Origin of the sequence: Staphylococcus canis, assembly GCF_016238445.1 — a bacterium.
Classification (GTDB): Bacteria; Bacillota; Bacilli; order Staphylococcales; family Staphylococcaceae; genus Staphylococcus; species Staphylococcus canis.
Genome location: NZ_JABANU010000020.1, coordinates 1 through 22,805, shown reverse-complemented (window position 1 = coordinate 22,805; position 22,805 = coordinate 1). Strand labels below are relative to the sequence as shown.

General features: G+C 35.3%; 21 protein-coding genes. 20 read left to right on the top strand and 1 reads right to left on the bottom strand.

The genetic code is table 11. From position 1 onward, the window contains the following. The first annotated feature begins 4 nt into the window (after positions 1 to 4). The 17 genes from gtfA (at position 5) to mbcS (ending at position 18,967) form a co-directional block, all read left to right on the top strand. Positions 5 to 1,513 (top strand): accessory Sec system glycosyltransferase GtfA, encoded by a 1,509-nt coding sequence (gene gtfA / locus HHH54_RS08290; RefSeq protein WP_198618372.1) that lies wholly within the window; start codon positions 5 to 7, stop codon positions 1,511 to 1,513. After that, a complete protein-coding gene (gene gtfB / locus HHH54_RS08285; protein WP_198618371.1) occupies positions 1,506 to 2,840 on the top strand; it encodes an accessory Sec system glycosylation chaperone GtfB in 1,335 nt (444 codons plus the stop codon). The genes gtfA and gtfB overlap by 8 nt, the downstream gene beginning before the upstream one ends. Positions 2,841 to 3,134: 294 nt before the next feature. After that, on the top strand, positions 3,135 to 3,797 hold the full coding sequence (locus tag HHH54_RS08280) for a Wzz/FepE/Etk N-terminal domain-containing protein (RefSeq protein WP_198618370.1): 663 nt from the start codon (positions 3,135 to 3,137) through the stop codon (positions 3,795 to 3,797). A gap of 18 nt (positions 3,798 to 3,815) precedes the next feature. Continuing rightward, positions 3,816 to 4,514, top strand: coding sequence for a polysaccharide biosynthesis tyrosine autokinase (locus HHH54_RS08275; protein WP_198618369.1), 699 nt, complete (start codon positions 3,816 to 3,818; stop codon positions 4,512 to 4,514). After that, positions 4,511 to 5,281, top strand: a complete 771-nt coding sequence (locus HHH54_RS08270; RefSeq protein ID WP_198618368.1) for a tyrosine-protein phosphatase — start codon at positions 4,511 to 4,513, stop codon at positions 5,279 to 5,281. The genes HHH54_RS08275 and HHH54_RS08270 overlap by 4 nt, the downstream gene beginning before the upstream one ends. Before the next feature lie 17 nt (positions 5,282 to 5,298). Next, a complete protein-coding gene (locus tag HHH54_RS08265; RefSeq protein WP_198618367.1) occupies positions 5,299 to 7,110 on the top strand; it encodes a polysaccharide biosynthesis protein in 1,812 nt (603 codons plus the stop codon). Positions 7,111 to 7,114: 4 nt separating this feature from the next. Next, a complete protein-coding gene (locus HHH54_RS08260; RefSeq protein ID WP_198618366.1) occupies positions 7,115 to 8,140 on the top strand; it encodes a nucleoside-diphosphate sugar epimerase/dehydratase in 1,026 nt (341 codons plus the stop codon). Positions 8,141 to 8,152: 12 nt separating this feature from the next. Then, complete coding sequence (locus HHH54_RS08255; protein WP_198618365.1) at positions 8,153 to 9,262, top strand: polysaccharide biosynthesis C-terminal domain-containing protein; 1,110 nt, start codon at positions 8,153 to 8,155, stop codon at positions 9,260 to 9,262. A 1-nt stretch (position 9,263) separates the two neighbouring features. Beyond that, positions 9,264 to 10,391 carry a non-hydrolyzing UDP-N-acetylglucosamine 2-epimerase gene (gene wecB, locus HHH54_RS08250; RefSeq protein WP_198618364.1) on the top strand — a complete coding sequence of 376 codons (1,128 nt, stop codon included), beginning with the start codon at positions 9,264 to 9,266 and terminating at the stop codon, positions 10,389 to 10,391. Continuing rightward, positions 10,388 to 10,990, top strand: coding sequence for a CatB-related O-acetyltransferase (locus tag HHH54_RS08245; protein ID WP_198618363.1), 603 nt, complete (start codon positions 10,388 to 10,390; stop codon positions 10,988 to 10,990). Before wecB ends, HHH54_RS08245 begins: the two co-directional genes overlap by 4 nt. Positions 10,991 to 11,004: 14 nt before the next feature. Continuing rightward, positions 11,005 to 12,120 (top strand): glycosyltransferase, encoded by a 1,116-nt coding sequence (locus HHH54_RS08240; protein ID WP_198618362.1) that lies wholly within the window; start codon positions 11,005 to 11,007, stop codon positions 12,118 to 12,120. A 13-nt stretch (positions 12,121 to 12,133) separates the two neighbouring features. Next, a complete protein-coding gene (locus HHH54_RS11440; protein WP_198618361.1) occupies positions 12,134 to 13,309 on the top strand; it encodes an O-antigen ligase family protein in 1,176 nt (391 codons plus the stop codon). After that, positions 13,296 to 14,486 carry a polysaccharide biosynthesis protein gene (locus HHH54_RS08230; RefSeq protein WP_198618360.1) on the top strand — a complete coding sequence of 397 codons (1,191 nt, stop codon included), beginning with the start codon at positions 13,296 to 13,298 and terminating at the stop codon, positions 14,484 to 14,486. The genes HHH54_RS11440 and HHH54_RS08230 overlap by 14 nt, the downstream gene beginning before the upstream one ends. Positions 14,487 to 14,506: 20 nt before the next feature. Next, positions 14,507 to 15,712, top strand: a complete 1,206-nt coding sequence (locus tag HHH54_RS08225; protein WP_198618359.1) for a glycosyltransferase family 4 protein — start codon at positions 14,507 to 14,509, stop codon at positions 15,710 to 15,712. A 16-nt stretch (positions 15,713 to 15,728) separates the two neighbouring features. Next, the gene (locus tag HHH54_RS08220) at positions 15,729 to 16,286 is read left to right on the top strand and encodes a sugar transferase (RefSeq protein ID WP_198618380.1); all 558 of its coding nucleotides are present in this window, start codon (positions 15,729 to 15,731) and stop codon (positions 16,284 to 16,286) included. After that, a complete protein-coding gene (locus HHH54_RS08215) occupies positions 16,286 to 17,143 on the top strand; it encodes an NAD-dependent epimerase/dehydratase family protein (protein WP_198618358.1) in 858 nt (285 codons plus the stop codon). Before HHH54_RS08220 ends, HHH54_RS08215 begins: the two co-directional genes overlap by 1 nt. A 240-nt stretch (positions 17,144 to 17,383) precedes the next feature. Then, positions 17,384 to 18,967 carry an acyl-CoA synthetase MbcS gene (gene mbcS, locus HHH54_RS08210; RefSeq protein ID WP_198618357.1) on the top strand — a complete coding sequence of 528 codons (1,584 nt, stop codon included), beginning with the start codon at positions 17,384 to 17,386 and terminating at the stop codon, positions 18,965 to 18,967. An 81-nt stretch (positions 18,968 to 19,048) separates the two neighbouring features. On the opposite strand, the gene HHH54_RS08205 is transcribed toward mbcS, so the two are convergent. Further along, positions 19,049 to 20,113 (bottom strand): DsrE/DsrF/DrsH-like family protein, encoded by a 1,065-nt coding sequence (locus tag HHH54_RS08205; RefSeq protein WP_198618356.1) that lies wholly within the window; start codon positions 20,111 to 20,113, stop codon positions 19,049 to 19,051. 158 nt (positions 20,114 to 20,271) lie between these two features. On the opposite strand from HHH54_RS08205, the gene arsB reads away from it, so the two are divergent. The 3 genes from arsB (at position 20,272) to HHH54_RS08190 (ending at position 22,661) form a co-directional block, all read left to right on the top strand. Next, on the top strand, positions 20,272 to 21,561 hold the full coding sequence (gene arsB / locus HHH54_RS08200) for an arsenite efflux transporter membrane subunit ArsB (RefSeq protein ID WP_198618355.1): 1,290 nt from the start codon (positions 20,272 to 20,274) through the stop codon (positions 21,559 to 21,561). Positions 21,562 to 21,573: 12 nt separating this feature from the next. Next, positions 21,574 to 21,984: an arsenate reductase (thioredoxin) gene (gene arsC, locus HHH54_RS08195; protein WP_198618354.1), complete on the top strand. Its 411-nt coding sequence runs from the start codon at positions 21,574 to 21,576 to the stop codon at positions 21,982 to 21,984. Between the two features lie 161 nt (positions 21,985 to 22,145). Then, a complete protein-coding gene (locus HHH54_RS08190) occupies positions 22,146 to 22,661 on the top strand; it encodes a YfiT family bacillithiol transferase (RefSeq protein ID WP_198618353.1) in 516 nt (171 codons plus the stop codon). Positions 22,662 to 22,805 lie beyond the last annotated feature (144 nt).

The window sequence follows — 22,805 nt, the reverse complement described above, 5'->3', positions numbered from 1 at the left end:
AGTGATGACGATTTATAATATTAATTTTGGAATAGGTTGGGCAAGTAGTGGTGTAGAGTACGCACAAGCCTATCGGGCAACGTTATTACGCGGTTTAAACGTGCCGATGAAATTTGTGTTTTTAGATTTTATCAGTGCAGAAAATATACAAACATTAACGTCGCACATCGGATTTCAAGATGATGAAGTGATCTGGCTATATCAGTATTTCACTGATATTCCTATTGCGCCGACTACTTATACAATTGATGATTTAAAACAAACAGTAGCTGAGCCGATTCAACGTGAGGAACAAAGTGGCAAAGTACGCCGACTATTTTTACAAGATGATCGTACGTTTATTACATGTTATTTAAAAGATGAAGATCAAGATGTTGTGGATCGCGCTGAGTTTGTGATTGATGGGCAATTAATTCGCAAAGACTATTACAGTTATGTACGTACATTTTCAGAATATTATGCGCCAATTGATAACCAAGCTAAATTGTTTATGCGTCAGTATTACAATGAAGATGGGACGATTGCTTACAATGAGTATATCGATGGGGAAACGCACGTTTATGCATTTGATGACATGAAACTTTATAGTAAGGAAGCGTTTGTCGCATATTTTATGCAACAACTTCATCTTACATCTGAAGACATTGTTATTTTTGATCGTGCCTCTAAAGTCGGTCAAGCAATGTTGCAAAACACAGGTGACAGTAAAGTCGGTGTTGTTGTGCATGCGGAACATTATAGTAAACATGCGACAGATGATGAAACCGTGTTATGGAATAATTACTATGAATATGAGTTCAGCCATGCGAAAGATATCGACTTTTTTATTACAGCGACCGACAAACAAAATCAAACGCTTCTGGCACAATTTCAAAAATATGCTGGCATCCGTCCACGTATCTTTACGATACCTGTTGGAAGCGTACCAGAATTAAAATACCCGAAACCAAAGCGTCGTGCTTACTCTATGGTCACAGCATCGCGACTTGCGAGTGAAAAGCATGTAGATTGGTTAGTACGTGCAGCTATTCTTGCGAAACAACGTGTACCGAAGCTATCGTTTGATATTTATGGTGAAGGTGGCGAAAAGGAGAAAATACGCCAAATTATTGAAGAAAATGATGCAAGTAGCTATATCCATTTACGTGGTCATGTGAAACTTGATGAAATTTATAAACACTATAAGTTATTCGTCTCAGCCTCTACTAGTGAAGGATTTGGGCTGACATTAATGGAAGCTGTAGGTTCTGGGCTTGGTATGATAGGATTTGATGTTGATTATGGTAATCCTACATTTATTCAACATCGCGGTAATGGTTACCTTATTCCAATTGACCAACAACGCGATCGTCATGATGAGATTATTGAACGATACGCAGAACATATCATTCAATTTTTCAATAAAGGTCCACGTCGCCCGCATCATACATCTTACAAAATTGCGAAACCATACTTAACACAACATATTCAAAACAAATGGAAAAAATTGATTGAAGAGGTGCAACATGGTTAATTTATTTGAACACTTTGATACACCGACGCAGTTACTATATGAAACCTTACAAAGCGATGGTCAAAAAGATGTAACCATTGTGATGGTGGATGATGGCTTTTTACCAGCAGAGATTCAAACACCCTACCGCTTTTTCGCAGATGCACCTACGAATCAAAACGGCCGACCACTTTATTTTAATGAAGTTGAGGTGCCACATTTTTGGGAAATTGAAGGCAATAATGATCATGCTTGGATTAAAGATATGGGACACGTTCGAGGATATATTCGTTATCGTCCGAGTATGAAGCGCCGTATCGTGAGTCACGTAGAATGGTTAGATGCATCAGGCAAGTTACAGTATGTCGATCATTATAATCAGCAAGGGCTCAAGTTTGCGCAAACGGTATACAGTCAAAATGGCCAAATGATCTTACGTCGTTATTTTGATGCGGCAGGTCATGAAGTGATTTATGAGAATTATATTTCTAAAGGGATGATACTTAATTGGAAGCAAAAACAGTATCATTTTAAAACGAAAATTGACTTCTTATTATTCTATATCAAAGCGCTAGATATCGATCTGCGTCATTTTGTGATAAATTCTTTAAGCACGCCATTTACGCTACTGTACCACTTAGGTGGACATGGACATGATATCTTATTTTGGCAAGAACACAGTGGTGGTCATGTCCCAGGAAATATGCAGTTGTTGCTTGAAGGGAAAACGGCGCGTACATTTGACGTCATCATTCCGGAACGTCAAGAGTATGAAACTATTACGACACAACTGACCCCAGAAGCGCGACATAAGGTGCATCAGGGTGGCTATGTCTATCCATTTAAAAAACGTAATCAACAAAGCCGTCACGTGTTAACAATGACAAACTCTGATCAACTGCCACATATCGAGACACTCATCACAGCATTGCCTGACGTGACGTTTCATATTGCAGCTATCACAGAAATGTCTAGTCGTTTAACACGTCTCGAACAGTATTCGAATGTTCGTTTGTATCCAGCCGTCGAGTTAGAAATGGTTTACGAATTATATCAAACTTGTGATGTTTACTTGGATATTAATGAAGGTAATGAGATTGTCGATGCGGTTAATCGTGCGTTCCTTCATGATATGTTGATATTAGGCTATCAGCACTTGGCACACAATCACACCTACACAGCACCAAGTCATCTGTATCCTGTTGACAAAGTGGAATCACTGCAACATACATTACAAGATATTTATGCAGATTCTAAAACATTCGAACACTATTTGGATACGCAAAAAGTCCACGCAAATGCAATTGAGCCAGAAGTATTAAAAAAACAACTCAAAAATGTAAAATAATTAAAATTTTTAAACCTTTTGAAGGAAATAACCTTTGAAAGGTTTTTTTCTTGTTTTTTATGGGTTGAAAATTATTTAATTTTATCACTTTCTATAAAATTTTAGCATTTACATAAATTAGGCAGTAACTTATTATGAGAATGATATTGTTTCATATTCATAAAATGATACAACGCCTAATCATAAAAACAATATACGTCACTTTCTCAAATACATTCATATATGAATATATAGCGTTAAATCAATAGATGGAAATTTAAATGCTATGTAGGTTTTAAAAATGGGGAGGAAATTATGGAAGAAACAATAGATTTAAGTCAACTTTTAAATATACTTAGGAGACATTTGAAGGTTTTAATAATTTTACCGTTGTTATGTTTGATAATATCGGCGCTCGTTACATTTTTTGTACTAACACCGAAATATGAAGCATCGACGCAAATCTTAGTAAATCAAAATGAAACAGATAGTGAATTCAACTCACAATCTATACAAAACAACCTTCAATTAGTAAATACATACGCAGAAATTGTGAAAAGCCCGAGAATTCTTGATGACGTTTCTAAACAATTAACCCAACGCTATGAATATGATGAACTGAATCGCATGGTCAATGTGACCCATCAAACAGAGTCTCAAATTATTAATATTAGTGTGACTCATGAATCGCCACGTGAAGCAGAAAATATAGCTAATGCAATTGCGCAAGTATATCGCGATGAAATGCCGCATATTATGAATATTGATAATGTTTCAATTCTATCGGAAGCCAAAAACGACGCCGATAAAGTTGCACCTAAAACAATTGTCAACCTTGTGGTAGGGTGGCTGATTGGTTTTGTCATTGCGTTACTCATTATATTTATCAAGGAGTTACTAGACCGTCGTATTCAATCTGAAGAAGCGGTAGAAACATATTTAGAGCTTCCTGTACTCGGAACGATTGAAAAATTTTAACAGAAAAGAGGACTTTGTATGGGACAAACGAATGAAGGTCAAACGTCACCCCAATTGATTGCACATGATAAACCTAAGTCACCTGTAAGTGAAAAGTTTCGTGGTATTCGTTCCAACATCACGTTTGCGGGAATAGATGAGCCGATTCAAAGTGTTGTTATCACTTCCGCTTTACCAGACACCGGAAAGTCTACAGTAACAGCGAATTTGGCGGTTACTTATGCACAAGCTGGTTATAAAACGTTGATTGTTGATGGTGATATGCGTAAACCTAACCAACATTATATTTTCAACATACCAAATCACAGTGGTCTCTCAAGTTTATTAGTTCATAAGGGTCACTATGAAGATGCAATTAAGTCTACGGACATTGAAGGTTTAGATATTTTAACATCAGGCCCTATCCCACCTAATCCATCTGAGTTAATTGCGACAAAGTCTTTTCAACAATTGTATGAAGTATTACTAAATGTTTATGACTTTATCATTATAGACACACCTCCTGTTAACTCGGTAACAGATGCACAATTGTTAGCACGTATTGTCGGAAATGCGCTCATTGTCATCAATGCTGAACACAATAAACGTAATGAAATTATAAAAGGAAAAAAAGAACTTGAAAAAACTGATGTGAATATACTCGGCGTTATTTTAAATAAAGTAAAAGCGCATAAAGATTCTAGTTATTATGCATATTATGGAGAGGATGCAAAATGATCGACATTCATAATCACATTTTGATAGGTGTGGATGATGGTCCGCAAAGTGAAGAAGCGATGCTAGCATTACTTAAACAAGCGCATGCCCAAGGAATTAAGGGTATTGTAGCGACACCACACCACTTGCATCCCAGATTTGAGAATGAAGCACAAAAGGTTATGGATGAGCTTAAGAAACTTCGAGCACATCCCATTGTTCAACAGTTAGATATTCAATTGTATCCTGGACAAGAAGTGCGGATAACAGATGAAATTTTAAAAGGATTAGATCAAAAAACAATAATCGGTATCAATCATTCGAGATATCTACTTATTGAGTTTCCGTCGAATGAAGTGCCACTTTATACAAAACGATTGTTTTTCGAGTTGCAACAACGTGGGCATGTCCCTATCATTGCACATCCTGAGCGAAACAAAGCGATTATGAACAACCCAGAATTACTCTATGAACTCGTAAGCAATGGTGCACTGAGCCAGTTGACCGCGGGTTCTTTATTAGGTACATATGGCAAAACGATTCAAAGATTAGCGCATCAGTTGATGACACATCATTTAACACATGTCATTGCTTCAGATGCACACGCAACAGAGGTTAGGCCATTTCAACTTCAAACTATTTTAGAAGATTCAAAATTGAAAAAGGATCGCGAGTGTATTCAAGATTTAATTCATAACGGAACGAAAATAGTAGAGGATAAAGAAATAAAAAGAAATATGCCGTTAAAACCGACGTCAAAACGTAAAAAATTTCTAGGGTTATTTTAAATAATTGGGGGATTCAAATGTCAAAGTTAACGGTGAAACAAAGATTAGCGTTACTGATATTGATAGACTCGTTGATTGTTACTTTTTCGGTCTTTTTAGGCTATTACATTTTGGAACATTATTTTCAAAACTATTCAACGACATTGTTGCTATTGTCATCCATCATATTATTGATGACGCATCATATTTTTGCATCTTTATTCCATTTATACCATCGTGCATGGGAGTATGCGAGTGTCAATGAGTTGATATTAATAGTAAAAGCGGTCACAGGTTCAATTCTTACAACAATTATTATTGTCGGAATATTGACACAATTATATTTTATACGTCTGTACTTAGTGACTTGGATGATGCATTTAATTTTAATTGGAGGTTCTAGACTCTTTTGGCGTGTGTATCGTCGCGCGTTTATCAGTGGGGACTATAAAAAAGTACCGACATTAATCGTTGGTGCTGGTCAAGGGGGTTTATTACTTATTCGTCAAATGATGCGTAGTCCATATATGGGCATGGAGCCTGTGACCGTTGTTGATGATGATCCAAATAAGCAAAGAATGACTTTAACCACAAGTGTGAAAGTGGAAGGCACGATTGATGATATACCGAATTTAGTCAAACAGTATAAAATTCAAAAAGTCATCATCGCGATTCCGACTTTATCGAAATCACGGTTACAAGATATTAGTGAAATGACTGGAAATATCAATGTAGACGTTTTAAAGATGCCAAGTATTGAAAATGTGATGACAGGTGAGTTGGAAGTAAGTCAATTGAAAAAGGTTTCAGTTGAAGACTTGCTTGGACGAGAACCAGTGGAATTGGACATGCGCATGATTTCAAAAGAACTGACAGGACAAACGATTTTAGTTACAGGTGCTGGAGGTTCTATCGGTTCTGAAATCTGTCGCCAAGTCTGTAAATTCAAACCGAAGCGCCTCATTTTATTAGGCCATGGGGAGAATAGTATCTATCTAATTCATCGTGAGCTATCAAATGTATATCAAAATGAAATTGAGCTTATACCCGTCATTGCGGATGTTCAAGACCGTACGCGCATGTTTAAGATCATGGCTGAGCACCAACCGTATGTGGTGTATCACGCCGCAGCGCATAAGCATGTGCCACTGATGGAGTATAACCCTAAAGAAGCGTTCAAAAATAATGTTTTAGGTACAAAAAATACAGCAGAAGCTGCAAAACAAGCAAAAGTTCGTAAGTTCGTCATGGTCTCTACTGATAAAGCGGTCAATCCACCGAATGTGATGGGGGCAAGTAAACGTATGGCTGAAATGGTCATTCAAAGCTTAAATGACAACGAAAGCGAAACGGACTTTGTGGCGGTACGGTTTGGTAATGTTTTAGGGTCACGAGGCTCTGTGATTCCACTGTTTAAATCGCAAATTGAAGCGGGAGGTCCAGTGACTGTGACGCATCCAGATATGACGCGTTACTTTATGACGATTCCAGAAGCGTCAAGGCTTGTACTGCAAGCAGGTGCACTCGCAAAAGGTGGAGAGGTCTTTGTATTAGACATGGGAGAGCCAGTCAAAATTGTAGATTTAGCGAAAAACTTAATTCAATTAAGTGGTAAGCGTGAGGAAGACATCGGTATCCAATTTTCAGGTATCCGTCCAGGAGAAAAGCTTTACGAAGAATTACTGAATGAAGACGAAATACATCCAGAACAAGTCTATGAAAAGATCTATAGAGGAAAAGTCAGAGAAATTGAACGTCAGGAAATGGATACTTTAATAAATGCATTAGAAAAAGATTTCACTAAAGCAAAAATCTTAGATATCGCAAATGATAAGTTGATAAAAGGGTGAGAGCATGTTTAAAGGCAAAACGTTATTAATTACAGGCGGCACAGGATCGTTTGGGAATGCGGTGATGAAACGATTTTTAGATACGGATATTAAAGAAATTCGAATTTTTTCAAGAGATGAAAAGAAACAAGATGATATACGAAAAAAGTATAATCATCCTAAATTGAAATTTTATATTGGAGACGTGAGAGATGCGTTAAGTATTGAAGTCGCGATGCGTGGGGTGGATTATGTCTTTCATGCAGCAGCATTAAAACAAGTGCCGTCTTGTGAGTTTTTTCCAATGGAAGCGGTCAAAACGAATATTATTGGGACTGAAAATGTGATTCAAGCTGCAATACGTTTAAACGTGAAAAAGGTGATTTGTTTATCAACTGATAAAGCCGCGTATCCTATCAACGCGATGGGTATCTCAAAGGCCATGATGGAAAAAGTGTTTGTCGCAAAATCAAGAAATGTTGATGAAGCTCAGACGTCGATTTGTGGTACACGTTACGGTAATGTCATGGCATCACGTGGCTCCGTGATTCCACTATTTATTGAAAAAATCAAAAATAACGAGCCATTAACCGTAACAGATCCAAATATGACACGCTTTTTAATGAGTTTGGAAGAAGCTGTAGACCTTGTCATACATGCGTTTAAACATGCGAGAACAGGAGATATTATGGTTCAAAAAGCACCTGCTTCTACAATTGGCGACCTTGCTCAAGCATTATTATCACTCTTTGATGCACGTAATGAAATCAAGATTATTGGTACACGTCATGGTGAGAAAAAATCAGAAACATTACTCACAAGAGAAGAATATGCCCAGTCTGAAGATATGGGACAATACTACCGCATCCCTGCAGACTCTAGAGATTTGAACTATGCGAATTATTATAGCGATGGTAGTGAAGAAATCACCGAGGCCTATGAGTACAATTCAGATAATACAGAGATGCTCACAGTCGCACAAATTAAAGCAAAATTATTAACGTTAGAATACGTTAGAAAAGAATTAGCGCTATATCAAATGCGTCAATAAGGAGGAAAGCATGTGAAAATTGCAATTACAGGTTCAAAAGGCTTTGTAGGTCGAAACTTAATCGTAGACATGAAGCAAAATACGTCACATGAAGTGTTAGCCATACATCGAGATACTCCAGCAGATATTCGAGATGATTATTTACGGCAAGCAGAATTTATTGTGCATTTAGCGGGTGTCAATCGACCGGAACACGAATCAGCGTTTCAAACCGGGAATGTTGGTCTTTTAGAGGATATACTCAACGTCATTCGCGATAATCCGAATCAGCCACCGATTTTACTGTCATCATCGACACAAGCGGTCAATGACAATCCATATGGGCACAGTAAACGACAAGCAGAAATCACTCTAGAAAATTTTGCGAAAGCACATGGCAATACGGTATATATTTACAGATTTCCAAACTTATTTGGTAAGTGGTCTAAACCCAATTATAATTCTGTTATTGCTACATTTTGTCATAACGTCGCAAGAGGGTTGCCGATAACGCTGAATGACGAAAATGTAACGTTACATTTAAATTATATCGATGATGTTATTGAAGAAATTCAACATGCGATAGAAGGGACACCCACATTAGTAGAGAATCAACCTACTGTGCCTCATGTTTACACTAAAACACTAGGAGAGATTGCGAAACTTATTCAGTCTTTCAAAGCGACTAGAGACAATCGTACATTACCACAATTAGATGATGACTTTGAAAAGGCGCTGTATAGTACATATTTGAGTTATTTACCTACAGATGCATTCAGTTATCCGTTAAAAATGAATGTTGACGATCGAGGTTCGTTTACAGAGTTTCTCAAAACACCGGATCGTGGTCAAGTGTCGGTCAATATTTCGAAGCCAGGTATTACGAAAGGGAATCATTGGCATCATACGAAAAATGAGAAATTCCTAGTAGTATCAGGTCATGGTGTGATTCGTTTTAGATTACCGGGAGATGACGAAGTGATTGAGTACTTTGTTTCAGGTGAGCAATTAGAAGTTGTGGATATTCCAGTCGGATATACACATAACATTGAAAACTTAGGCGACACCGATATGGTAACCATCATGTGGGTCAATGAAATGTTTGATCCTGATAATCCTGATACTTACTACTTGGAGGTTTAAGATGCGTAAATTAAAGTTAATGACAATTGTTGGAACACGACCTGAAATCATCCGTTTATCCGAAACGATTAAAGCGTGTGATCGCTACTTTGATCAAATTTTAGTACATACAGGTCAAAACTATGACTATACCTTAAATCAAGTGTTTTTCGATGAACTGGAATTACGTCAGCCAGATCATTATTTAGAAGCGGTAGGGACACATTTAGGAGAAACGATGGGGAATATTATCGCTAAATCTTATGAAGTATTAACAAGTGAACAGCCTGATGCACTGCTTATTTTAGGAGATACGAATAGCTGTCTCGCTGCAGTATCTGCTAAACGACTTAAAATTCCAGTATTTCATATGGAAGCAGGGAACCGTTGTTTTGACCAAAATGTACCAGAAGAAATCAATCGCAAAATTGTCGATCATGTCAGCGATATCAACTTACCGTATACAGAACACAGTCGACGCTATTTATTAGATGAAGGCTTTAAGAAAGAACATATTTTTGTAACAGGCTCTCCGATGAAAGAGGTTTTAAACGTCCACAAAGCAAAAATTGAAAACAGTACTGTCCTTAAAACATTAGAACTCGAGCCACAACACTATATTTTAGTATCCGCACATCGTGAAGAAAATATTGATCATGAACAAAACTTTAATTCACTCATGAATGCGATTAATGCGATTGCGGAAAAATATCAAATGCCAGTCATCTATTCTACACATCCGAGAAGTTGGAAAAAGATTGAGGAACGTCAGTTTAAATTTCATCCATTAGTCAGACAACTCAAACCATTTGGCTTTTTTGATTATAATGCCTTACAAAAAAATGCATTCGTCGTATTATCAGATAGCGGTACACTGTCAGAAGAATCCAACATGTTAAAATTTCCAGGTGTTTTAATTCGGACATCAACAGAACGCCCAGAAGTATTAGATAAAGGGACAGTTATCATTGGCGGTATCGAATATGACAACCTTGTACAATCCGTTGAACTCGCACGTGCCATGAAAGTAAATCATGAACCAATGATTGATGCTTTAGATTATATGGATACCAACGTTTCACAAAAGGTCGTCAAAATTATTCAAAGCTATACAGACATTATCAATCGAGATACGTGGAGAAAACTATGATTAATAAAGTTTTAAAAGTGCTCAAAAATGGTTCTTCAAAAGAAAAAAATATTCGAATTAATCGACTGGCTTACATCTCTAATTGTCATTTTGAAGGTCATAATTATGTTGATCGATTTTGTAAAATAAGGAATAGCCATTTTGGTCAATACAGTTATGTTGGTTTTGGAAGTGAATTTAATCATGTTGAAATAGGAAACTATTGCTCTATCTCATCCAATGTAAAAATCGGACTTGGTAAGCATCCAACTCATTTTTTTAGTACATCACCGGTTTTCTATTCAAATCAAAACCCATTTGGAATAAAAATGAAGTATAAGCATTATGATGATGCTCCTAATCTTACACGTATAGGGCATGATGTATGGATTGGTGCTAATGTACTCATCATGGATGGGGTGAAAATCGGAAATGGCGCTATTGTAGCGGCTGGTTCAGTTGTCACTAAAGATGTTGGTGACTTTGAAATTGTTGGAGGCGTTCCAGCAAAATTGATACGTAAACGATTCGAACAAGAACAAATCAAGCAGTTGAATCATGATAAATGGTGGAATGAATCTATAGAGGCATTGAAGAAGAAAAAATACGATTTTAGATAGAAAGGAGGGCTACAATGAGAATACTAGATGTTGTTTCGAGTAATATTGTGCTAGATCCCAGGGTGTTAAAACAAATTGGTACGATAAAACAAGTTACGGATGATTATTTGATTATAGGCAAAATGAATCATGAAGTTACAGATGAACACTTAAAAGACATTAATTACAATTATAAATTGTTCGGGAAAAGGAAAAGTGATGAAAATATTGTAATGAAGGTATTTAATCGGATAAAATTTGGGATTAATGTGATTAAAACAATTAAGTCATATCAACCAGACGTTATTCATGCGAATGATTTTGATACATTATTTATGGTTACTTTAAGTGGTTTCAAAGGTCGTATTATATACGACGCTCATGAAATTTACTCAAAAAATGCATTTGTTAACAAATTTAAATTAATATCTAATAGTGTTCAGAGGTTAGAAAAGAGTATACTAAAACACGTTGATCACTTTATTACTGTGAGTCATGCTGCAAAACAATATTATATAGATCAAGGGTACGTTTTAGAGCCGATAGTCGTAACTAATGCTCCTAACGCTTATAGTTTAGATTATAGTTCATCAAATTTTGATAAGAAAGAGATAGTGTATCAGGGGCGTATCGTGAACAATAGAGGATTTGAAGAATTTGTACAGGCAGCAAAATTACTTGGACAAGATAATGCGAAATTTGTCGTACGTGGCTTTGGTCCCCTGGAAGAAACATTAAAAGAAATAGCAAGCTTAAATTATATTAAGAATATAAAGTTTGATGATCCAGTGTCAGTTCAAGAGCTTGTACCAAAACTGACTGAGAGCACAATAGGTGTAGTGTTAACAAAAGGCGTTTCTATTAACTTCGAATATACAGTTTCTAATAAAATCTTTGAATGTATTCAAGCAGGTTTACCAGTGATACTTTCACCTGTAAAAGAGCATATTTATCTAAATGAAAAATACAATTTTGGTATTGTTATTGAGGCGGTAACACCTGAAAATATTGCTAATGCGATTAAAACATTATTAAATGATGAAGTTACATATAACAAGTTAAGACAAAATGCTATAGAAGCTTCAAAGGTTTTAAATTGGGAAAATGAGAGTGAAATTTTAAAAGTACTCTATTCAAATAACTTATTATAGATGGTGATAGGTAGTGAGAGTATTTCTTTTATTATCAGTACTGAGCATGAATTTTTATATAGTTATATCAACACTATTAAAAAATGTGTTTAAGATTAATATTGACGGCGGCTATTATATTTTTTTAATAATAGTAAGTAGTATAACTATAATATTTGCTTTAAAAGAGATTGTTACAAAGAAACAAATACCAATTGCTTTAATGATTTTGGTAGCAATAACTGGGTTTGTCACAATATCGTATTTAATTACAGATTATAAATATGATCGGTTACCTTTAAATAATTTTATCTTATTCCTAATTTGGGCGGTGCCAGCATCGGTATGTGGTATTTATTTTAGGAAGATTACCAAAAGAAAAGTCATTCAGTTTTTTAAAGCAATTTTCTTTTTATTTTCAATTTCCTTAATACTAATTGTACTTATACCTTATCTATTAGGAACATTACCAACTTATATAAACTTTGGGTTAATGAACTATCAAAACATCTCATATATATCCTCCTTTACAATGGGATTAGGTATTTACTTTATTTCCGATAAATTAGTTAAACATAAATTGATGTATTTAATTCTAATCTTTACTTTGTTACCTGTAATTTTTATCGCAGGTGGTAGAGGTGGAGCAGTGTTATTTATCTTATATATTATTGTAACGATGATAAGCATGCTTATTGGAAAAAAAACATCGTTAGTTAAAAAGATATCCATTAATTTTTCAATTATCATTTTATCTGCTATAGCTATACTCATTTTCATTAAAAGTGGTAATACTCGTACGTTTTCATATATTTCCAGCAATGGATTGACTTTTGAAGGAACCTCAGGTAGGGGAGATATTTATGCTTTAGCAATATTATATATTAAAGAACATTTATTAACAGGTTATGGATTGTTTAACTATTATCATTTAATTGATAATATACCACATAATTTAATACTTGAGATTTTGTTAGCGTTTGGTATTATAGGGTTTATTTTTATACTGTTATTTGTATCTGTTTTAATTTATAAATTTATAAAGTATTTTGATACTGAAGGTTTAGATAAACTAATAATTTATATTGGTCTATATCCTTTTGTATTACTTATGTTCAGCTCTAATTTTCTAGTTGTAAGTGAATTTTGGTTTGTATTGTTTTATCTCATTTCAAAAAGTAAAAGGATAATGAACTATGAAAAAACATAGTTTTATAATTGATAGTCTAAAAACAATAATAAGTACACTATTAATAGCGTTTTCTTTACAATTATTAGCTTACCCTACAATAAGTCATGCATTGGGGAATGAGGAATTCGGTAAGATATTAAGTGCTTATACCATTATAACTATATCGAGTGTTATCGTAGGAAATACTTTGAATAATATTAGAATGATTAACATCAAATCTTTTAAAGATAATTTACTATACCTAAACTTTATAAAGTTAATAGTCATATCTATGGTAATAGAAAGTGTAATCTTAATATTTTTGTTTTTAGAGTTATATCAGCTAAGCGTTGTTATTACATCTTGGTTATTGATCATCAATATTTTAATGATAATTCGAATATATATGAGTGTGTTTTTTAGAATTAAGTTACAGTACAACAAAATTTTACTTGCTGCAATATTTCAGTTTATAGGTTTGACTATAGGCTTGGTAATTTTTAAAGTTACTCATTTTTGGGTTGTCATATTCTTAATGAGTGAAATTTCAGTTGTATTATATACTATCTATACACTTAGACATTTGAGATTATCAAAAGTAAAAAGCCATAAAAATATCATTTCAGAGTATGTCAATTTATTAATTAGCAATGGGTTAAATAACTTAAACATTTATTTGGATCGAATTATATTATTGCCATTAATTGGCGGAGGCGCCGTTGCTTTGTCTTTTCTAGCAACGTTTATTGGAAAAATATTCGCATCTTTTATGTATCCTATAAACAATGTAATACTTTCTTATATTTCTGTTAAAAATACAGATAATAAAATAAAACAGTATCTCATTGTTAATTTTTATGGTCTTATTTTATCTGGAGTCATCATAGTTATTTCATATCCTATTACAGTTTTAATTGTTGAATATTTATATCGTCAAGATAGTGCGCAGGTTCAACCTTACATTATAGTTGGTAACATTGGTGTGTTTTTTGGTGTTATCGCTACAATGATACAAACACTCAATACTAAATACATCTCTATAAATAAACAAACTCGATATATTACGATACATACAATCATATATATAGTGTTGACTATAATTGCTACTTGGAAGCTTGAAATATTAGGCTTCTTCATAATGACCGTACTAGCCAATTTGTTAAAAATTATATTATTAACTGTAATTGGAATAAAAGATTCAAAAGTTGCAAGTTAAAGAAAGGTTGGTATTTATCAATGAAACCCAAAAAGATTCTGATACTATGTCAGTATTTTTATCCAGAATATGTCTCTTCAGCGACATTACCAACGCAAATGGCTGAGGATTTAGTTGATAAAGGATTAGATATTGATGTGATGTGTGGTTGGCCATATGAATATACACAGGCGCATGAAGTGAAGGCGAAAGAAACGTATCGACATATCTCTATCACACGTTTAAAATATTCGCGATTGAACAATAAGTCAAAAATAGGTAGAATCGTTAATTTTTTCAGCTTATTTTTAATGTTTGTATTGAAAATGCCTAAGATGTTGAAATATGACCATATACTTGTCTATTCCAACCCACCTATTTTGCCATTAATTCCGGATATATTGTATAGAGTGTTTAAGAAGCGGTATACTTTTGTGGTTTATGATATTGCACCGGATAATGCGATTAAAACAGGGGCTACAAGACGTGGTAGTGTGATTGATAAACTGATGACTTACATCAATAAGCATGTCTATCAAAATGCGTCTCAAGTTGTTGTGTTAGGCACAGAGATGAAACGTTATCTTATAGAAAATGGTATCTCTCAAAAGCCTGAAACGATTAAAGTCATTCCGAATTGGTATGATGAAACTCAAATTAATCATCAACGTATTCAAAATCCGGAATTTAAAGCACTACGTGACCAGTATCAAAAAGTCATATTATACAGCGGCAATATGGGACAACTTCAAGATATGGATACTATTTTAAATATGACTAAAGCGATTAAAGATAATCCCGATATATTAACGATATTTTGTGGACATGGTAAGAAATTTGCGCAAGTTGAAGCATTTATCCAAAAACATCAGTTAAAACATGTTAAACTTTATGAATTTTTAACAGGAACAGATTATTCTGATGTATTAACGATGGCCGATGTTTGTATCGTTTCATTAGTGAAAGAAGGCATCGGTTTAGGTGTACCTAGTAAAAATTACGGTTATCTCGCTGCTAAAAAACCGTTAATTGCGATAATGGATAAGCAAACAGATATTGTGTCACACATTACAGATTATGACGCTGGGATTGCGGTAGCTAATGGTGATTATGAAAGTATCAAAGCTTTTATTGAAAACAACTCTGTTGAAGCATTACGCACAAAAGGCAATCACGCTTATCAGTTATTTAAACAATTTTACACACGAGACATCAATACAGAAAAATATTATCAATTATTGAAATGAGGTCAATCGGATGAGTATAAAACGTGCTTTTGATTTATTGAGTTCTATGTTTGCTATAGTTGTATTTCTACCTGTACTGATTATTACTGCGGTATCCATCAAATTAGAATCTAAAGGACCTGTCATTTTTAAACAAGATAGACCAGGTCTGAATAATACATTATTTAAAATTTATAAGTTTCGTTCTATGAAAGTTGATACCCCTAATGTGGCTACAGACAAACTTGATCCAACGGCTTATATTACAAAAACTGGACGATTCATACGAAAAACATCCATAGATGAATTACCCCAGCTGTTCAATATCTTAAAGGGGGACATGTCAGTAGTCGGTCCTCGTCCTGCGCTCTTTAATCAGTATGAATTAATAGAGAAAAGAACACGTGTGAATGTTCATACGATTAAGCCAGGTTTAACAGGATTAGCTCAAGTTATGGGTAGAGATGATATTACAGATGATCAGAAGGTTCAATATGATCAATATTATCTAGAACATTACTCGTTATTACTAGATATTTTTATTATTTATAAAACGATTAAAAATACTATCACTTCAGAGGGTGTGCATCATTAATGACGACTCAACGTATTTTACTCACAGGTCAAACAGGTTATATGAGCCAGCGATTACATGATTTCTTGACTAGAGAAGGGTATCGTGTGGATCAAATCAGTTTACGATCTCAGAATTGGCATCATCACACATTCGAACATTATGATACAGTCATTCATCTCGCTGCACTTGTGCATAATAATCAACCAGACGCGACGATGGTGGATTATATGAATGTTAATTATCATCTCACGCGTCAATTAGCGGTAAAAGCGAAAGCAGAGGGTGTGCGTCACTTTATCTTCTTCAGTACGATGGCTATTTATGGTAAAGAAGGCCGTTTAAACCAAAGTGAAGAGATTAATCAAACAACCGAAGCGACGCCTAAAACCCCTTATGGTATTTCAAAGTATAAAGCCGAACAGATGTTATTAAAGATGCACGGCGATACTTTTAAAGTAGCCATTTTAAGACCACCGATGATTTATGGTAAAAATGCACCAGGTAATTTTAGTAAACTCATTAAACTGGCGAAATTTGTACCTGTTTATCCCAAAATTGATAACCAACGCAGTGTATTATATATAGAAACACTTGAAAAATATATTAAAGAGACGATCGAAACTAAGGCGTATGGTATTTTTCATCCGCAAAATGCTGAATATATGTCGACAAATGCAGCTATACAAGAAATGCGTCGTGTGATGGGGAAAAGTACTTATTGTGTTAAAGTGCCAAGGTTTATATTAAAATCAATCGCGCATATTTCTATCATTCAAAAGATATATGGCAATTTATTTTATAGTCAAAATATTGACGGTTTACAAAGAAAAATAGAACAAGATAAAATTGAAATAACTTTTAGAAAAACATTATAAAAATAGAGCGATTTACAGGATGACACAGTATGACCATTGAGGTGTAATACTGTGTCATTCCTTTTATATAGAAACTATATCAAAATAGTAATTATCGTGATTTAAAATAAAGAATGCATTGATTAGATGAGGACCCTCAACCAATAATGAGGGTCTTTAAAATTTTCTTACTATATTTCTTTTATCAAAAGCGCTGCTCTGATATGATTAGAGTTATGTAAAGGAAAGGAAGTTTAAGCCATGAAAAAGTCAGAGTTGTTAGCACCAGAAACATATAATATTATTTCTGAAATTGAAAAACATGCACAGTCTACTACGAAAAAAGCGTTGATTTTCAGAAATGAGACTGGTGAAGTAACGTCACTTACGTATCACGAATTGATTCAACGTGCGAATCAAGTGGGACATGTCTTCAGTCAGCATGGACTCAAAAAAGGACATCGTGTGCTTGTGATGATGCCACGTGCGATTGAAACTTATGAGGTTTATATTGCTGCATTAAAATTAGGCATTACGATTATTCCAAGTTCAGAGATGCTAAGAACGAAGGATTTACAATATCGCATTACACATGGTGAAGTCGATGCAGTGGTGACTTTACCACGATATATTAAAGAGTTTGAACGTGTGAAAGAGTATGATGCTTTAACGAAATTCTTAGCAACAGGTTCAGCCCCTGGATGGATTGAAATTGAAACTGAAAAGGTCAAGCAAAGTCATGAATTGGAGATCGTAGACACACCACGTGAGCATTTGGCTATTTTATCTTATACTTCAGGCACAACAGGGAATCCTAAAGCAGTGATGCATTCACATGGATGGGGATTTGCGCATATGCAGATGGCACCTAAACATTGGTTAGGCATTCGTGAAGATGACATTGTTTGGGCGACTGCTGCACCAGGTTGGCAAAAATGGGTATGGAGTCCATTTTTATCGATAATGGGGTCTGGCGCAACGGCGTTTGTTTTTAATGGCCGTTTTAATCCATCATTATATTTAGAATTGCTTCAAGACTTTAAAATTAACGTTCTGTGTTGTACACCGACAGAATATCGTATGATGTCTAAGTTAAAACATTTAGAGTCTTATGACTTGTCACATTTACATAGTGCGGTTTCTGCAGGGGAACCATTAAATCGTGATGTTGTTGAAAAGTTTAAACGTCATTTTGATTTGATTGTACGTGATGGCTATGGTCAAACTGAAAGTACATTATTAATTGGATTCTTAAAAGATACAGAACCTCGTATTGGATCAATGGGAAAAGCGATTCCAGGAAGCGGCGTGACGATTGTAGATGATGATGGACATGAAGTTCCAGTTAATACAAAAGGAAATATTGCTGTGCCCGTAGACTTACCTGCGTTGTTTAAAGGGTATCTTAAAGACCAAGAACGTACGGAAAAAGCACAGGTCAATGGTTACTTTTTAACAGGGGACTTGGCGCACCAAGATGAGGACGGCTATTATTGGTTTGGTGGCCGTAATGACGATATTATTATTAGTTCGGGCTATACGATTGGACCGTTCGAAGTGGAAGATTCATTAACGAACCATGAAGCGGTTAAAGAATGTGCAGTCGTCGCAAGTCCACATCCAGACCGCGGAAACATCGTTAAAGCTTTTGTAATCTTACAAGATGATTATGAAGGTAATGACGAACTTGTACGTCAACTTCAACAATTCGTCAAAAATGATGTTGCTCCTTATAAATATCCGCGAGCGATTGAATTTGTAGAAGATCTACCGAAGACAAATTCTGGTAAAATTCGCCGCGTCGAATTGCGTGAAGCAGAACAACAAAAATATCGTGAACAATAAAAAGAAGCCACCTGATAGCAGGGTGGCTTTTTCGTTTTATATTCAGATGAGTATTGATTACAATGAGCGACTCAATCGTTTCTAAATAAACAAATTGTGACTTGCAGTAGATGTATCACCAATATAGGTGCCGACACCACCATATTCAACTTCGTCACGGAGTTCAGCTTTAGTGATACCCATAACACCCATGCTCATGGTACATGCGATTAATTTAATATCTTGTGCTATGGCTTTATCGATGAGTGCAGGTAAGCTATCAACATTTTTCTTTTTCATAACGTAGCGCATCATCAAATTGCCTAGGCCAAACATATTCATTTTGGAAATCGGCATGTTTACCGGTGTGTTCGGTAACATCAAGTCAAACATCTTAGCAATACCTTTTTTGTTAGTCTGAACTTTATGATTCTTTTTCAATGCATTTAGTCCCCAGAATGTGAAAAAGATAGAGACATCGCGTCCTGCAGCTTTAGCACCGTTTGCGATAATCAAAGCCGCAATAGCTTTATCTAATTCACCACTAAATAGTACAATAGTTGTGTTATTTTTATCGTGAGTCACTGCCATATCTTGATTTTTTGTCGTATCTGCTTTTTCAATTATAGCTTTTACTTTATCATTTTGTTGATCTAGATGAATCAATTGATGTCCTGTTTGTTTGGTCCAACTTTGAATATCATTATAAAATCCAAAATCTGAAACAGTCACTTCGACTTGTTCGCCTACGTTAAGTTGTTTCATTTCTTGACTTAAATTCACGATAGGACCTGGGCATTGTAAGCCGCTATAATCTAACTGTTTAAGGTTAGTTTGTATAGTAGATGCGGTAGGTTGTGCGGTATTTTTCTCAGTATCTTGTGTAAACGCATCGTATCCGCCATCTAAATTTACAACGTCATAACCACGCGCACTTAAAGCTTCACTCGCTTCTAAGCTGCGTTTACCACCTTTACAGTAGACGTAGTATGTGTGATCTTTCGATTTTTGAAATGTATCTATAGTAGACAAAGGATGTGATATAGCGTGGTGAATATGTCCGAGTTCATATTCTTCAGGTGTACGGACATCGATAAGTTGACCATGTTCAGCAAGAGTTTCTAATTTATCTTTCGAAAATGTATTAATATGCTTTGTTTGAATCATAAAATCCTCCTTTGTTTAGTACGGATAGGGGTATGATAAAGTAAATTCTAGCACTTTGTCAAACACATAGTAATTTACTATGAATTGTAAAAGTTTTAATAAGGGTACATTTAGGTGTTAATGATATATTAAGTATTAAATGAGGAGGGAAATGACACGTGACAGTTTTAGCGATCATCATCTTTTTAATAACCCTTTTATTTATTATATGGCAACCAAAAGGGTTAGATATCGGAATTACCGCCACAATTGGTGCGGTTATCGCACTGATTACAGGTGTGGTTTCAATCGATGATGTTGTAGAAGTAACAAGTATAGTATGGAATGCAACATTAACGTTCATTGCGATCATTATTATTTCATTAATTTTAGATGAAATTGGCTTTTTTGAATGGGCGGCAATACATATGGTAAAGGCATCTAACGGTAATGGCATAAAAATGTTTGTGTACATTATGATACTTGGAGCACTTGTCGCAGCTTTTTTTGCGAATGACGGAGCAGCGCTAATTTTAACGCCCATTGTGCTTGCGATGGTACGACAATTAGGCTTTCAGGAAAAGGTTATTTTTCCATTTGTGATTGCGAGTGGATTTATTGCGGACACCACATCATTGCCTTTTGTCGTAAGTAATCTGGTGAATATTGTATCAGCGGATTATTTTGACATTGGATTTGTGGAATATTTAAGTCGTATGTTCATTCCTAATCTATTTTCATTAATCGCAAGTATCCTTGTTTTATGGTGGTATTTTAGAAAAGTAATACCGAGAACCGTCAATATAGCAAATGTGAGCACACCTCAAACAGCGATTAAAGATGAGCGTGTTTTTCGGTTGTCTTGGTGGGTCTTAGCGGTCTTACTTGTCGGTTATTTTATCAGTGAATGGATACATGTGCCGGTATCTTTGATTACGATGGGTGTGGCGTTAATATTTCTTATTTTTGCGAGACACTCCCCTGCAGTGCATACAAGACGTGTCATGAAAGGTGCACCTTGGAATATCGTAGTGTTTTCAATCGGCATGTATCTTGTAGTATTTGGATTGAAAAATGTAGGCATTACCGTTTTACTTGGAGATATATTATCCTACATTTCAAACTATGGGTTGTTCAGTAGCGTGATGGGCGCAGGTTTTATTGCGGCGTTTTTATCGTCTATTATGAACAATTTGCCAACTGTTTTAATAGACGCGATTGCCATCTCACAATCTGGTGTGTCAGGTCTCATGAAAGAAGGGATGATTTATGCCAATGTGATTGGTTCGGATTTAGGTCCTAAAATTACCCCGATCGGTTCCCTCGCAACATTACTGTGGTTACATGTTTTATCTCAAAAAGGCGTCAAAATTGGATGGGGTACGTATTTTAAAACAGGTATCGTCATTACAATTCCAGTGTTATTCATAACGTTACTGGGACTTTATTGTACTTTATTACTATTTTAGGAGGGTATATGAATGAGCCGTAAAACCATCTATTTTGTATGTACAGGAAACGCGTGTCGCAGTCAAATGGCTGAAGGATTTGGCAGAGCAATACTTGGAGCACATTGGAATGTCTACTCCGCTGGTATTGAAGCACACAGTGTAAATCCGCAAGCTGTGAAAGCCATGGCAGAAGCAGGTATTGATATTTCACATCATACTTCAGATATAATTCATCCAGAACTCATGACAAAAGCAGATCTCGTCGTGACATTATGCAGTGATGCAGACCAAAATTGCCCTCTCTTACCAGAACATGTTAAAAAAGAACATTGGGGCTTTGATGACCCAGCAGGAAAGGATTGGGCTACTTTCCAACGTGTAAGAGACGAAATCAAAATGGCAATAGAACAATTTAAAACAACACGTGAAGATGTATTTTAATGAATAAATGCCCTTAGACACATTTTAAGCACCACTAACGTCTGGAGGTTTAACAGAGTCGATAATCTTTAAATAAGTAACTCCATCCGAAGTGGTTCTTCAACCGCTTTTTCAACAACCTTGTGTTAGAATATAAAGAGATTAATAAGGAGGATGATGTTATGGATGTAAGGTTCCCGATTGGTCGCTTGGAGGTACCGGAGCGTATTACGTTTGATGATGTGATGTCTTGGTTGTCTCGTATTGATGCGTATGTGGCACGTTTGAATGAAACGGTATCAGGGTTAAGCGATGAGGATCTTGAGAAAACATATCGTGAGGGTGCTTGGTCTGTGCGTCAGTTGGTGCATCATATTGCGGATTCTCAATTGAATATGTATCAGCGTTTAAAGTTAGCGTTAACACAAGATGGTGTTTCTGTGCCTGATTTTAAACAAGATGCATGGGCAAAGTTACCAGATAATACGGAGCCTGTTAAGGTTTCAATTCAGTTGTTAGATAGCTTAAATCAACGTATTGTGGCGCTAGGCCATTCGTTATCTGAATCACAATTAGAACACAAATTTTTACTTAATGGTAAAGATGCGTCAACAGTTGGTGACACGTTTGCGAAGTTAGCATGGCATGAAGAACATCATCTTGCGCATATTAAAATTGCATTAGGTGAATCGATTTAAATCAATGAATGCACGAAAAGGGGCTGGGACATTAATGTGTCTCAGAACCGAAAACAGGAAGATTTTCATGATGAAAAATGAAAAATCTTCCTGTTTTAATTTTAAATAGAACTTATCAACTCGTAGAGTTGATAGTTTTTTGAT